Origin of the sequence: Streptomyces sp. NPDC050625, from assembly GCF_040654755.1 — a bacterium.
Lineage (GTDB): Bacteria > Actinomycetota > Actinomycetes > Streptomycetales > Streptomycetaceae > Streptomyces.
On record NZ_JBFAIQ010000002.1, the window covers coordinates 590,864 to 605,682 of the forward strand.

A 14,819-nucleotide genomic window follows, 5' to 3' on the forward strand; every position below is an offset into this window, starting at 1 on the left:
CGCCCCGCGAACTCCGGTATAGCCGCAGCCAAGGCGCAGGCCGCCGACGGCCGCCGCCAGCACCAGGAGTGGCTGGACCTCACCGAGGTCTCCGGCCCCTTCCTCACCATGCCCGTCCTGCTGCGCGCCTGGCCCCAGCTCGATGCCCTGGAGAAGGACGAACGGGCCCGGCTGCGCGCCCGTCACGCGGACTGGCAGACGGACACGACGGCGGGCCGCGACGAGTGGGTGGCGTACATCCTGAGCCGCCTGCTGGGCTGGAACGACGCGCTGACGCTCCGCGTGGGGGAGTCGGAGCATCACGGCTTGGACCGCCTCACCCTGCGCGTCGCTGAGCACAACACCGAGGTCCGCCCCGACTTCGCCATCGTCGACCCGGGCACTGACCTCGCGACCGAGCCCAGCACCGAGGCCGCCGCCAAGCGGGTACGGCTGCTCGGCCTGACGGTCCCGGCGGGCACGGCGCCCACCGCGCGGGCGGGAGGCGGCGGTGACTGGGCTGCCGCCCCGGCCGACCGTCTGGCCCGGTTGTTGCGCCACCACGGGGTGCCGCTGGGCCTGGTGACCGACGGCCGCTGGTGGTGCCTGGTCTGGGCGCCGCTCGGTGGAGTCACGACGACGGCCGTCTTCGACGCGATCGGCTGGAACGAGGCGGCGGAGCGCAACGTCGTCCGCGCCTTCGTCTCGCTGCTGCGCCGCCGCCGCTTCTTCGAGTACGACGAGCCCGAGACGCTGGTGGGCCTGCTCAAGGAGAGCCTCGCGGCGGGCGAGGACGTCACCGAGGCGCTGGGCGTCCAGGTCCGCCAGGCGGTGGAGCTGCTGGTGGACGCGATCGGCCGTGCCGACGTACGGGCGATGGAGGACGGCGCCCCCGGCCTGTACGCCTCGGGCGTCAGCGCCGGCGAGGTGTACCGCGCCTCGGTCGCCGTGATGATGCGCATAGTGTTCCTCCTCTTCGCCGAGGAACGCGGACTGCTCCCGGCGGACAACGAGGTGTACGCGCGGTCGTACTCCGCACGCTTCCTGCGCGACGAGCTGAAGGCCCGCGCGGACGAGGAGGGCGAGGCGTCGCTGGAGCACACCAGGTCGGCGTGGCACCGCCTGATAGCCCTGTTCCACGCCGTACACGGGGGAGTGGACCACCCCGGCTCCGGCCTCCACCTCCCGGCCTACGACGGCTCGATCTTCGACCCCGACGCCTACCCCTGGCTGGAGCGCACCACCCCGCTCCTCCCCATAGACGACCGCACGGTCCTGCACATGCTCCAGGCGGTGCAGGAGGTCCGCGTCGGCAAGGGCAAGGACCGCGAGGTCCGCACGCTCAGCTTCCGCGCTCTGGACGTCGAGCAGATCGGCTACGTGTACGAGGGCCTGCTGTCCTACGACGGGCGCCGCGCGACCGAGCACATGCTGGGGCTCATCGGCCCGGAGGGGCTGGAACACGAGGTGTCGCTGCGGGAGTTGGAGTCCCTGGCAGCGAAGTCGGGCGGCTCGCTGAAGACCCTGGCGAAGGCGATCCACGAGAAGTGGAAGGACCCGAAGCCGCCCGCGACGGCCGGGCAGCTGGAGAAGAAGCTCGCCCCGGTGGGGTCCGAGGCCGCGGCGGAGACCCGTCGCCGCCTCAACGCCGTGACGAAGGACCCGGCTCTGACGGAGCGGCTGCTGCCGTTCGCCGGCATCCTCCGCGACGACCTGCGGGGCCTGCCGACGGTCATCCCGAACGGCGCCCTGTACGTCACCGAGTCGTCCCTGCGGAAGAACACCGGTACGCACTACACGCCCCGCTTCCTCGCGGAGGAGGTCGTGCTGCACGCGCTGGAGCCCCTGGTGTACGAGCCGGGCCCGCTTCAGACGGCGGACACGGGGGAGTGGCGGCTGAAGTCCTCCGAGCAGATCCTCGACCTGAAGGTCGCGGACATAGCGATGGGTTCGGCGGCGTTCCTCGTGGCGGCCTGCCGTTACCTGGGCGACCGGCTGATAGAGGCTTGGGAGAATGAGGGCCACGCGGACGCGATGGTCTACCGGGCGGGGCGCGCCGTGGAGGCCGTGACGGCGGCCGACGCGGAACAGGACCCGGTGGTCGTCGAAGCCCGGCGCCAGGTCATCGAGCACTGCCTGTACGGGGTGGACATCAACCCCATGGCGGTGGAGATGGCCAAGCTGTCGCTGTGGCTGGTGTCGATGGACCCGGGGCGGCCCTTCACGTTCCTGGACGACCGGCTCGTGTGCGGGGATTCGCTGCTGGGCGTGCACAGCATGGAGCAGATCCAGGGCGTGCATATGAAGCCGGAGCAGCAGGCCGACATTTTGGCCGAGCAGGCACGGCAGTTGGTGGACCAGCTGACGCGGGAGCGGTTGGCCATCACGGCGATCAAGGGCGTGGACCTGCCGGCGCTCCAGAGGAAGCGGGAGCGGCTGGAGGAGGTCAACCGGCATTCGCGGCGGCTGCGGCTGGTGGGTGACCTGATCGCGGGGGCGGCGCTGGGTACTTGTGCTTCGGGGCGGGTGCCTTGGTACGCGGAGGACGGTGGGGAGCGGGTGCGGGACCTGTTCCCGCAGGCAGCGTGGATCGTCCAGCGGATTATGGAGGACGGGGTCGAGGATGACTCCGAGGTAGTGCGCGAGGCTCGGGCCAGGGCGGAGGAGTGGCTGGGGGCTGAGCTGCCGGAGGGGGCGTTGGAGAGGCGGCCGGTGCATTGGCCGTTGGTGTTTCCGGAGGTGTTTACGCGGAGGGGTGGGTTCGATGCGGTTGTGGGGAATCCGCCGTTTTTGGGTGGGCAGAAGCTCTCTGGCGCGATGGGCGACGCTTATCGAGAGTACATGGTCGACTACATGGCGAAAGGCAAGCGTGGCAGCGCAGATCTTGTGGCTTACTTCGAGCTACGAGCTCACGAGCTACTGAATAGCGAAGGTCAGACCGGCCTGATCGCCACGAACACCTTGGCGCAGGGTGTCTCTCGGGAGGTCGGCCTTGATCAATTGGACGAGGCAGGCACCACCATCAGGCGTGCCATTAAGAGTGCCCCATGGCCGTCGAACTCGGCGGTATTGGAGTACTGCGCAGTATGGACCAGTAAGGCGAAGATCGCTGAAAGGGCGGCGTCTGTGCTGGATGGAAGGATGACGCCAAAGGGAATCTCCACCTCACTGAACCCCGCTACGCGTGAGAAGTCCTGGGTGGCACCCCTCGTAGGTAATGGTGGAAAGGTATTCCTGGGCTCGACTGTACTGGGCATGGGATTCACGCTCCTCGAATCCGAAGCGCGTGCATGGATCGCGGAGGATGAGAAATATGCTGATGTCCTCCTTCCTTTCTTGAATGGTGAGGATGTCAACCAGAGCCCCTCTCATGGGACGGATCGATGGATCATCGATTTTCGAACGTGGCCGCTGGAGCGCGCTGAGCGCTACGAAAGGGCGATCCAAAAGGTGATCCTGGAGGTAAAACCCGAGCGCTCCAAGAGCAAGGACAAGAGTCGACGTGAACTGTGGTGGCGATTCACGCGTCCCGCCCCAGATATGCGAGCGGCCATCGCGTCACTAGATAAGTGCGTTGTCATCGCATTGGTAAGTAAAGTGGTCATGCCAGCAATGGTGCCGACTGGGCAGGTGTTCTCGAACATGATCGGCGTTTTCGCGTCGGACGATCCCGCTCTGCTCGCTTTTCTCTCCAGCGCACCGCACTACTGGTGGGCGATCGACCGTGCGTCCACTCTCGAAACACGAGTTCGCTACACGCCCACCGATGTCTTCGAGACCCTCGTTCGTCCTCCACTCACTCCTCGCCTCCGTGTCCTTGGAATATCCCTCGACAGCTACCGCCGCGATCTGATGCTCGCACGCAGTGCGGGACTCACCGACACCTACAACTTGATTCACGACCCCGACTGCCAAGACGAGGACATCGTTGAACTGCGGCGCATCCACGAGGATATCGACAAAGCTGCCATTGAGGCGTATGGCTGGCATGACCTCCTGGACGATTCTGGGCAGACTCCCCCCGCCGATCCGGCCCAGGAGACGTACCCGCTTGACCACGGCTTCCAGGAGACCGACCAAGGCGTCCGCTACACCATCAGCCTGCTCGCCCGAACTGAGATCATCGACCGCCTGCGTCAGCTGAACCATCAGGCGTACGCCGACGAGGTACACCTCGGTCTGCACAAGGAGACGGAGAGGAAGGCAAGGGAAAAGCACCCCGACATGCCGCCGCCCTCTGCGGAAGCTATCCGGAAGCGCAAGGAGCAGATGGGCGCACGAGGTGGTTCGGATTTCGGTGACGGCGCCGAGGGCGCCCTGTTCTGAGCCAACGGCATGACAACGGGCTCGCTCGCGTCACCCCAAGTGCCGCGAGCGAGCCCGTTGTTCCGCTCAGAAGCCTCGCGCGGCTCTACCCCACCGCGAGCGCCACGAACGCCGCCCACTCGTCCCGGCCGACCCGCAGCACCGGCCCACCACCCACGGCCTTGGAGTCCCGTACGTGCACGGCGTCCATACCGGCGGCCACCTCCACGCAGTCGCCGCCGTCCGATCCGCTGTAGCTGCTCTTGAACCAGTGCAGCGCGTCCACGTTCTCGACCACCCGCTCCACGCTCATGTCTCTCCCACCATCCGCTCGATGAGCCGCACAGACTCCTCAACGTTCAGGGCCTGCGATCGCAGCTTGCCATACCGCAAGGCGAAGGCACTGACCTCGGCGGGCTCTGAGATGACGCACCCGACTCCTTGGGATTCGAAGTACCCGAGGCACCGATGCTCGTGCAACTCCGCCACCACGAACGGGCCGTTCTTGCCCGGATGGAACCCCCGTCCAGCGGGCATGACCTGGATCTCCACGTTCCGCAACGAGCTGACCTCCAGTAGCCGTTGCCACTGCTCGCGCATCACCTCTGGGCCGCCGACCGGATCGCGCAACGCCTCCTCACTGATGATGAACGACAACTCAGCCAGCGGCCCCCGCGTCAGCAGCTTTTGTCGACTCAGCCGCCCCTCCGTGTGCTGGTCGACGATCTCCTCGCTCAGCGGCGGACAATGCCCGGCGAACACCGCCCGCGCATACGCCTCGGTCTGCAACAGCCCCGGCACCAGCAGCGGATCGTAGGAGAACCGGCTCACCACCTCCGCCTCGATCACCGCGAAGTTCCGGAAGAACCGCGGCAACTTCGCCCGATCCACCTCGTCCTGGAGCACCGCCAACACCCCACCGGCCTCCAGCACCCGCTCCGCCGCCGCAGTGAACGCCGCCTTAGCCGGCCGCCGCCCCTGCTCGACCGACGCCACCAACTCCAGCGAGTATCCGATCGCGTCCCCGAGCTGCTGCTGGCTCAACCCGGCCCGCTTCCGAAGGTGTTGCAGCAGCACCCCGTACGCCGCCCACACGCCCGGCAGATCGGGCCCCTCCTCCTTCGCCTTCACCGCCCGCCTGTTCTGCGCATCCCGTACCGTCGTCACGCTCCCACGCCCTTCCGTCCCGCAGCAGACCCCGCCACCACCCCCGGCCACGCGCGTCACCCGACACACGCCACCGGGGCCATGTCCAACGCTGCCCGCAGAAACAGGGACACGGCCCGGGACCCGTACAAGCCCCGTACAGCCGACGCCACCGCACACCGCCCCCTCCGTACGACGCCCCCGACGTACGGCCGTCGTACCTGGTCACCGCCCCACTCACCCCATCACGCTGATGACGTGACACAGCCCCACCTCGCCGACGAGACGCGGCCCCGCACCCCCACCCACCACCTGACCCTGCGCTTCAGCAGCACCCGGCGTGGCGCCCGCCTGGCCCGCCAACTCGCCGTTCAGCAGCTCACCGAGTGGACCGGCCTCCCGTACGACTCCGACCCCGCCCGAACCGTCGCCCTCGTCACGGCCGAACTCGCCTCCAATGCCGTCCGCCACGGCAGCCTCCCCGGCCGGGACTTCCGCCTGACACTGCTCCACCTGCCCCAGACCTTCCGCATCGAGGTGACGGACACCCGCCCCGAACGCCCGGCGCCGCCCGTGACTCCACAGCCCGCCGACGAGAGCTCGGGGCGCGGACTGATCCTCGTACAGGCCTACACGGATCGCTGGGGCTGCACGAGCAACGACGGCTACACCAAGACCGTTTGGGCCGAGGTGCCGCTCCGTACCACGCGCTCGTGACACACCCACCCACGAAAGCCGCCGCAGCGCCGACGCGGGAGACCGTCAGTGAACGGCGTAGTGCTCCGCCCGGCTTCTCGATCTCCCGGATCCAGAGCAGCGTGTCGTCACAAGGCCGCTGGTACGGTGCACGCCGGGCGAGTTGAAGAAGCCGCTGGACGGTCGGCCGCTGTCTTTCAGCATCACGAGTGCCGACAGCAGGGGCAGCGATCCATCAGGGCTCTCTCGGACTGAGGCGTCCTCCAGGAGATAAGGCATGGGGCCTTCGCAGGCCGGGACGTGAATGCCGCGACCCGAACGCTCGAATTGGACGTCCACCCCTTGTGAACTCAGTGCATGGATCACATACTGAGGGCGATCGACCGTCGCCCGCTCTCCCGGCAGGCGCGTGGCCAGGGGGGCACTCGTGATCGGCTCAGACGGCAGACTCGTGCAGACCGCGGTGATCGGGAGCCGGAACTCCGGACGCGCGATCATCCTGCCGACGGACGCGGACGAACTGACCCGCTGGCGCCGGCGCCACCCCGCCTACACCTACTGGTGCGGCACCCAGCTCGGCGGATGCGGAAACGAGCTGTCGGACCGTCTGTACCGCGACAAGGTGTGCCACTTCGCTCACCGACCCCACACCTCCTGCCACCGTACGGCCACCGGCGCGGCCAGCGCGGACCACCTGTTCATCAAGGACGATCTCGCCGCATGGGCCGGACGCAACAGGCTGAAGGCGCGGGCCACTTCGCGTGACCTCGGAATCGGTCCCGGGGACGCCGTCGACTTCCGGGTGGGCGCGGCCAGGCAGCATGTGCGCTTCCAGTTCAGCAGGCTCGCGCACACCGAGTGGGAGCAGGCCCGCCAGAGGCTCTCCAGCGAATCGGCCACCCTCGACTGGGTCTTCGGTCCGGGCACGGCTCAGCCGGAGACCATGGAGGAGCTGTACGACGAGTACGGGTATCTGCTCCGCTTCCGCTTCGAGACGCAGGGCGCTGTACGGCGCATCCGCCTCAGGGCCGAGGACCCCCGGCGAAGCACCGACTGGGTGTCCCTCGACGTCTGCGCGATGACCCCTGAGGGGCTCCGGGTCCCGGGAGTGCAGCCGCGCCGGCGTTCGGGTACCGGGCCGGCCGCCGACGCGGGAGCCTGGCGCGGTGCCGCGCCGGTGCGGCGGTCCCGCGAGGAGCAGGTGCTTGCGCTGAAGGAGGCGCTGGTGAGCGCCGCGAGGTTCCGGACCCGGCCCACCTGGGAGGCGCTGGCCCGAACGGCCGGGAGCGACCTGCTCGGGCTGTCGGTCCCGGACCGGGTCGCTCTGCTGGTCGCCGTGGAGCGGACCAGCGGCGGTGAGGGGAGCCCGCTGCTGTCGGCGCTCCTCCGGACCGGCGAGAGCGACCCGCCGCCCTACGTGGCGAATGTGGCCGTCGCGGTCGGATGCGGGGCTACCGCGACGGCGGCGGTCCTCAAGCGCTGGTGCCAGCGTGAGGCGGACCGGGCGTTCGCCGTGTACGGGGTACCCTCCCGCACGGCTCCGCCCCGGCTGCCGCTCACCGTGGACGGTCGGCTCGCCGCACAACAGAGTGCGGAGCCCGCTCAGCGCCAGACCATCGTCCATGCCAAGGGCGGCAAGGTTCAGCAGCAGGCGGCCCGGCCAAAGCCGAAGCAGTTCGCCGATGTTCCCCTGCTCCGGGACACGGAGATCCGGCACGCTCTGCGCAGCGCACGGCAGAGACGCGGACCCAGGCCCAGGTATGCCGCGGCTCTCATGGCACGGGCGGACGAGGCGCTGACGAGGCTGCCGGAACCACAACGCACCGAGCTGGTCGCGGAGATGGCGACCACCCGCCGCTGGCTGGACAGCAGACCGGACACACCGGCGCGAAAGCCGAGGCAGAGCCGGCGTGCCGCGAAGGCGGCGGACGCGCAGAAAGCCACGGCGGTGAAGCAGTCGGCGCGGGCGAAGAAGACGCGGCAGGGGAAGAAGGGGCAGAACCCGTTGCAAGGCGCACGCCCCCTGCCCGGCGGCGACCCGCGAACGGCGAAGAGGGCGACGTGACCGACACCCGCGGTGATTCGGGTACATCTCGGGACCCCTGAGCCGAGGTCCGCGAGCCGCTGCCGTAGACCCAGCGGCGTCACCTACGTGGCGTCGGTCTCGGGCTCGTCGTCCTGGTCGGTCGCCAGTGCGGCCGGCAGCGGCAACCCGTACTTCTCGCACAGGAATCGGGTCTGGCAGTACCGCTGGGCGTCGGCGGCCACCCTGCCGAGGACCGCGGAATTCATGCCGGCACCGATGAGGATTCCCACGACCGGCACGACCTTGGCGACGTTTCTGACCGGCACCCTTGAGCCGGCCGGGCCGAGCTGCTGCATCAACTTCTCAAGGGCGGCCAGGAGACGGTGGTCCTGGCGGAGCTTGTTCGACCAGTTCACGCGTCCCTTGATCGCGTCCGCCGCCCGTGCGGCCTCACGCAACGGCTTGGCTTTGGCCGCCTGTGCCATGAAGGACCGCTGCACCAGGCGTTGGATGAAGTCCTGCTCCTCGGGGTCTTTGGCGTCGTAGCCGTAGGAGTACGCGATACGCGCTGCTATCGACGTGCTCAGGACCTGGACGACGAGGATGTCCGCTGTCATCGCGGCGGGGATACCGGCGACGGGGACCATGGCCAGCAGGCCCATGGCGCCGCCTTCGAATGCGCCGGTGGTCCGCCACTTGAGGGTGTTGCGGGTCAGCAGCCGGTCGCAGACCTTGAGGTCCTGCTGCCGCAGTTCGGTGAAACTGTCGATGTCGAAGCCTCGCTTGCGGGCGAGCTCCTCGACGTTCTCGGGGTCGTTGAGCTCCATGGCCCAGTCGTTGACCAGTTCGAGCAACGCTGCCGCGCCGGCGAGTGCCGGTCGCAGGGCCTTGTCGGCGACCGCGTCGCCTGCGCGACGGATCGGTTCCGAGACCGCCTCCGGCACGGCGTCCTTGACCCGTCTCGCGGCGTTGCCCGCGACCTCACCGGTGCGACTGAGCGCGGTACTCGCCCAGTTCGGCATCCCACGGCGGTTGTTGCGGCGTTGCCAGTGCTCGTCGAGCGTGTCCCATACCTGCTTCTCGTACGCGCTCATCGGGGTTGCACCGTCGACGAGTGGGGCGGCGTAAGTGCTCACTGAACTTCTCCGTTTCGACTGTGATCGCTGGTGAACTGCGGACACCCGACAAGGCCGAGGGTCCATCCCGGACTCGACTCCGGCTTTTCGCTCAGGCAGGGCAGGCGGCCCGTGTGGTGGCGTCGCCCCAACGCATCATCAAGTAGTGGTTTCCGCCGATCTGCGCCACGGCGTAACGCGAGTACGGCCACGCGTCGCCCGCGCTCTCCCGTTGGGCCACCAGAGCCCGGCACGCCTCGCCGGCGGCCATGGCCGCCCACGACTCGGCCTTTCCCTCGGTCCACGGTGCGTAGTCCGACCAGACGTACATCACCGAGTTGCCCGGGTCGAAGCCCACTTTGATCTCCGCGTTGCCGAGCACGCGATCGGTACCGAGGGCCTGGCGCATGGAGTTGCTCCGCTGGATGATCCTCCGGGCGAGGTGGTCGGCGACCCGGATCTCGTCACCGTCGGTGCTGGGGATCATCGCCTGCCCGAGGCCGTCCTCGTCCGGCGCCCAGTCCTGCGCGTTGCCGTTCGGGTCCTGCCCGGTGCTGTCGTCGGCCGCCACCTGGCACTTGGAGTTGGTGAGGAAGTCGTCCTGCCAGGTGACCTCGGGATCCTGACCCGGCTCCTCCTTCACCATCACGTACCTGCGGTACGGCAGATCCGGGTGCAGGCGCAGTACGACATCCCTCGCCGTCAGGCACATGTTCCTGGCGATCTCCGTCTCCGCGTACATCGCGCCCTGCTCGTCGGAGCTGAGCGTGTACGAGAGGTAGACCTCCCGGCGGGACTCGTGGAACCGTACGGCCTCCGGGGAGAAGTCGGCGCCGTCGCTCAGCTCCTGGGCGACGACGCCCTCGTCGTGCAGGACCGCGCGCGCCACGTCGTGCTCGCCCGCGCCCTGTGCGGCTCGCGCCTGGCTCCAGCTCGCCCCGGTCGCCGAGTCGCCACTCGCGTCCTGCTGCTTCGCCGCCGCGTCGCCCTTCGCCCTCTTCGCGGACGGTTGCGCGGATGCGGCCGACGAGGACGACGAGGCCGCGGACGACGACGCGTGCCGGCCGGTCCCCGTGTCCCCGGGCAGCAGCGCCGCCACCCCTCCGGCCAGGCCGCCGATGACGCCCGCCGCGAGGACCAGGCCGCCGACCAGTCGCTTCCTCGGCCGCTTCTGGCCCGCCGTCAGGTGCCATGACGGATCATCCCCGGCCGGCACGTGCCATACGGCCGCCACCATGTCCACGGCCGCCGCCGGTCGCGAGCCGGCACTCCCCACCTGGGTTGCCTCGGAGGCCAGCCGGACCGCGCACTCATGGGCGGCTTCGGCGGCCGACGGGCGGGCACCGGGTTCCTGGGACAGCGCCTTCTCCACGATCCCGCGCAGGGCGGTGGGGACACCGTCCAGATCCGCCTCACCTGACATCACCCGGAAGGCCACCACGTCGGGTGCGCCCGCCCCGAACGGCAGCCGCCCGGTGGCCGCGTAGGCCACGAGCGCTCCCCAGGCGAACATGTCACCCGCCGGACCCGCGGTGCCCTGACGGTACTGCTCGGGGCTGATCCAGCCGGCGGTACCGGTCATCACCCCGGTCCGGGTGACGCTGGTGCCGTCGGCGGCGTGGGCGATGCCGAAGTCCAGCACACGGGGCCCGGAAGGCGTGAGCAGGACGTTCTGAGGCTTCACGTCGCGGTGCACCACGCCCGCGGCGTGAATGGCGGCCAGTGCCTGTGCCGTGGCGGCGGCGAAGGCGTACAGGCTTCCTTCGTCCAGGGGCCCGTGCGCGCTCACGTGCTGGTTCAGCGTCGGCCCCGGCACGTAGGCGGTGGCCAGCCACGGCGTCTGCGCGTCCGGATCGGCGGCGAGCAGCGGGACGAGGTGCGGCCCGGTGACTCGGGAGGACAGTTCCACCTCACGCCTGAACCGGGCCCGGAACTCGGGATCCTGGGCATGCTCGGGGTGCACCACCTTGACGGCTACCCGCGTTCCGTCGGAGGTGACTCCGGCATGGACGGTGCCCATGCCTCCCGCGCCGAGGCGGCCGACGATGCGGTACGGGCCTATGCGGGTGGGGTCGCCGGGGCGGGCCGGCTGGACTCTTCCGCCGGAGCCGTTCTCACTCACGAACACTTCCTTGAACTGAGGGGTGGCCTGTGCAGGCCAGGGTGTGACAGGAGGGCAGGAGTCGGGAGGGACGAGGGCGTCGGGCAGGATGACCCTTCAGGCATTCAGTCCCGCCGCGCCAGATCCAGCGCCGCCACCCCCACGAACCAGTCCAGCACCTCGCAGATCTCGTCACCGTGCTCGGCGAAGACGGTCACCGGGAAGGACGGGCGCAGCTCCAGCTTCGCCTCGGGCAGGTCGATGCCCGCGATCTTGTTCAGGCGGTGCAGGAGCTCCCGCCGCTGTTCCGTGTCGTCGAACGGGCTGCGGGACTTGAGGTATTGGAAGACGACCTCGACGGTTCCGCTCACCGGATAGATCCCGACCGGCCAGAGCAGGTGGGGCCGGCGGCTCGTTCCGGCGTCGAGCATGGGGAAGCAGCTCGTCTCGTCGTGGCGGCCGTAAGTGACATGGCCGCTCTGGCGACGCCAGTAGTCGAGGACCGCCATGACACCGTCGTACGCGTCCGGCCAGTTCTCCCGCAACTGCGCCCGGAAGCGCTCGGCTGCCGCCGCGTCCTCCCCCTCGGGGAGCGGATCGTGCGCCGCGGGCTGTGCCACGTCCTTGCCCAGCAGGGTGGCCAGCTCCGCCGCGGTCAGGCGTTGTGAACGGTGCGCCCGGCTCCAGGTGTCGAAGCGCACGCCCTCGCTCGTCAGCAGTTCCTGCGGCGGCTGCCGGTCGTCGCCGTCCGCCCAGCGGAAGGAAGGGGAGATCTTGCCTTCGGAGGTGAGCACCCGGTAGGCGCCGATCACCGTCGAGTTGCCGCCCAGGTACGCTCCGACGGCCACCGGGTGGCTGCCGATCAGCTCGGCGACATCACCGTACGTCGTCCACGTGCCGCTCGGCATCGCCACCAGCGCGGCCCGCAGCTCGGCCCAGCCCGGAGACTCCTCACCAGCCGGCTTGACCCCGCCGATCGGGCCGGGCCACAGTTCCACCGCACGCTCGGCCAGACGGTCGGCACGCGCCAGGATCTCCGCCTTGCCCCAGCGCTGCGCCGAGGAGATCTCGAGGTTCATGCGCAGGGCACTGGAGTCGAGGATCTGCTGCTTGCGCTCGAAGGGGTGGTTGGACAACTTGGCGTTGTCGCCGGTCAGCGTGAGGTTGCCGAGGGTGTGCACCAGCAGGTCGTGCAGTTCCTGCGGAGTCTGGTTCGGCTCCGTCTCCTCGGCGAGCAGGTCGAACCACGCCGGAGCGGGTCGCTGCGGCAGGACGTGCTCCACGCTCAGGGACGCCTTGTCGAAGTCCACGGGCTCGGACGGACGGTAGCTCTCCTCCAGTCGGCGCAGAATGTAACTGCGCTGCGGAGGACGGCCGCTCCAGTAGAACGGCTTGGTGCGGATCGCCTCGCGCAGCTCCTCCTCGCTCGGCCAGCGACGGCGACGGCCGGACAGGAACCGCCGTACCGCCTCGGCGGCCGGCCGGTCGGTCTCCAGCTCCTTCGGGGCCTCCATGAAGATCCGGTTGAGGTTGGTGGTCGGCGTCTGACAGATCAGGCGCCGTACCAGGTAGGACTCGACGTATCCGAGCGCCTGCGCCGCGTCGTCCGGTGTCGTCCGGCCGGCCGCGAGGAGGTCCAGCAGGTGCAGGGCGAGCGGGTAGTGCGTCTGGCCACCCCAGGAGGCCAGGCGTTCCAGGACCGCGCGCAGAGCGGGGGAGTGCTCACGGCCGGGGTCGATGATGCGCAGGAACCTGCCGGCCCGCGCGGCCAACTGCTCGATCTCGCCCTGCAGCGCGTCCTCATCGCCGGCCAGCGGCTGGAGTCTTTTCTGCTGCTCCCGGTAGATCTCGCTCTGCTTGGTCTTGTAGTGGCCGCGTACCACCAGGTCCAGCCAGACCAGCAGTTCGAGGTTCTTGGGGCCCAGGCTCTGCTGCATGGGCAGCCACAGTTCCTGGTAGATCCGCTCGCCTCGCTTGGGCAGCAGCATGAAGACGTAGTTGCGCAGCAGGTCGCTCTGGCTGAGCCCGACGCCCGTGTTGTTGATCGACTCGAAGATCCGATAGACGTTGTCGCCGGACTCGGCGGTGATCTCCACGATGGACAGCAGGTCCTTGAGGACCGTCTCGACCGTCGCGGTCCACCGCTCGTCGCCCGCCTCGTGGCCCTCGGCGAGCGCACCGCGGAAGAACCGATAGGCGGCCCCGATGTTGTCGCCACCGCCGGCGTCGGCGCGGGACTGGACACAGGCGGTGTACGCCTCACGGTCCGCCTGCGTGGGCAGCAACCGGTAGTGGTCCGCGCCCTCGTGGAACTCGTTGACCAGTATCTGGCGGTGCACCCGGTCCACACCGCGTGCGTCACCCGTCTCCTTCAGATGGTCGCGTAGCGCAGCGAAGGCCAGCATCAGCGTGGTCAGCCGCTGCTGTCCGTCCACCACCAGCCATCTCTGTACTCCGCCTGCCTGGATCTGGCCCGGCGCGAGCACCACCGAACCCAGGAAGTGCGGAGCCGTCGCCTCACCGGCCAGATGCTGTTCGACGAGTTCCCCGACGTCCTCCCACAGTCGCTGGAGCTGCTCCCTGCCCCAGCTGTACGTGCGCTGGTAGAGCGGCACCTGGAACTGCTTGTCCCCTTGGACGAGCTTGAGGAAGGTGATCTCCTGGGCGCGCATGCGCCTCCTTTCCCACGGGTCCCCCTGCCGAGTGCCACAGGCCCGGCTCATCCATGTCCCGGTGTTTCTCGCGCCAGGGGCGGCTGTCTGTTGAATCTATGCCTTATCAGGCGTTGTTGTCCGCCGATGTCAGGACCGAGCGGCTGGAGATACGTGGCATCGGGTTGAGCATGGTGTTGCGCAGCGTGAGACGGGCGTCGCCCGGCTCCAGGCGCGCGCCGGTGACGACTCCCTCCTCCCAGGCGGAGTGGTCGATGTCGGGCCGGGGCTCGGTGGTGACGTACCAGCCGATCATCGCGGCCGTGACGGTGATGCGGCACCCGCGGTTCAACGCGATGCCGTGCTGCAGGGCGTCTCGGATACCGGGGTGCTTGCCGAGCACGTCCAGGAGCTGGTCGTTGCTCGTGACCGACGATCCGCCGCTCCACGCGGAGTTGGGCGCGGTGCGGTCGCGGCCGGTGCGCTTGCGGCCTGTGTCCATCACGGTGAACGCCGTGCGCGGCACACCGTGCGCGACGGTCAGCTGCACGGTGATACCCGCCTTCACCGTGCCCTTGCTGAGCGGTCGGTTGTCGGTGTTGCGGGTGAGCCACTGTGCCGCCAACTGGAGCGAGACCTCGACCAGTTGCATGTCCATGGCGCGATTGCCCTTCTCCGGGTACGGCGTCACGCACAACGCGCGGATGACGCCGTCGGAATCCTGCCGTCAAACTGTGAACTGAGTCAATGACTTTCCCTTGTCGATGTTGACCTCTATCGTGATGCCGGAGGCGCGCTGA

9 protein-coding genes are annotated in these 14,819 nt (G+C 69.0%); 3 read left to right on the forward strand and 6 right to left on the reverse strand.

All coding sequences use genetic code 11. From position 1 onward, the window contains the following. Positions 1 to 108: 108 nt before the first annotated feature. Positions 109 to 4,305, forward strand: a complete 4,197-nt coding sequence (locus AB0I54_RS06865; RefSeq protein ID WP_363294835.1) for a DNA methyltransferase — start codon at positions 109 to 111, stop codon at positions 4,303 to 4,305. 85 nt (positions 4,306 to 4,390) lie between these two features. Here AB0I54_RS06865 and AB0I54_RS06870 read toward each other — a convergent pair whose 3' ends face one another. Continuing rightward, on the reverse strand, positions 4,391 to 4,597 hold the full coding sequence (locus AB0I54_RS06870) for a DUF397 domain-containing protein (RefSeq protein WP_363294836.1): 207 nt from the start codon (positions 4,595 to 4,597) through the stop codon (positions 4,391 to 4,393). Beyond that, positions 4,594 to 5,415, reverse strand: a complete 822-nt coding sequence (locus AB0I54_RS06875; RefSeq protein WP_363294989.1) for a helix-turn-helix transcriptional regulator — start codon at positions 5,413 to 5,415, stop codon at positions 4,594 to 4,596. Before AB0I54_RS06875 ends, AB0I54_RS06870 begins: the two co-directional genes overlap by 4 nt. Positions 5,416 to 5,688: 273 nt before the next feature. Between AB0I54_RS06875 and AB0I54_RS06880 the strand changes: the two genes are divergently transcribed. Then, positions 5,689 to 6,147: an ATP-binding protein gene (locus tag AB0I54_RS06880; RefSeq protein WP_363294837.1), complete on the forward strand. Its 459-nt coding sequence runs from the start codon at positions 5,689 to 5,691 to the stop codon at positions 6,145 to 6,147. A 406-nt stretch (positions 6,148 to 6,553) separates the two neighbouring features. Next, complete coding sequence (locus tag AB0I54_RS06885; RefSeq protein ID WP_363294838.1) at positions 6,554 to 8,191, forward strand: hypothetical protein; 1,638 nt, start codon at positions 6,554 to 6,556, stop codon at positions 8,189 to 8,191. 83 nt (positions 8,192 to 8,274) lie between these two features. Here AB0I54_RS06885 and AB0I54_RS06890 read toward each other — a convergent pair whose 3' ends face one another. The 4 genes from AB0I54_RS06890 to AB0I54_RS06905 all read right to left on the reverse strand — a co-directional run bounded on the left by AB0I54_RS06890 (position 8,275) and on the right by AB0I54_RS06905 (position 14,677). Beyond that, a complete protein-coding gene (locus tag AB0I54_RS06890) occupies positions 8,275 to 9,288 on the reverse strand; it encodes an EcsC family protein (protein WP_363294839.1) in 1,014 nt (337 codons plus the stop codon). A 91-nt stretch (positions 9,289 to 9,379) separates the two neighbouring features. Beyond that, positions 9,380 to 11,389 (reverse strand): serine/threonine-protein kinase, encoded by a 2,010-nt coding sequence (locus AB0I54_RS06895; protein WP_363294840.1) that lies wholly within the window; start codon positions 11,387 to 11,389, stop codon positions 9,380 to 9,382. A 104-nt stretch (positions 11,390 to 11,493) separates the two neighbouring features. Continuing rightward, positions 11,494 to 14,040 carry a DUF262 domain-containing protein gene (locus AB0I54_RS06900; protein WP_363294841.1) on the reverse strand — a complete coding sequence of 849 codons (2,547 nt, stop codon included), beginning with the start codon at positions 14,038 to 14,040 and terminating at the stop codon, positions 11,494 to 11,496. A gap of 106 nt (positions 14,041 to 14,146) precedes the next feature. Beyond that, positions 14,147 to 14,677 (reverse strand): hypothetical protein, encoded by a 531-nt coding sequence (locus tag AB0I54_RS06905; protein WP_363294842.1) that lies wholly within the window; start codon positions 14,675 to 14,677, stop codon positions 14,147 to 14,149. Between the last annotated feature and the right edge of the window lie 142 nt (positions 14,678 to 14,819).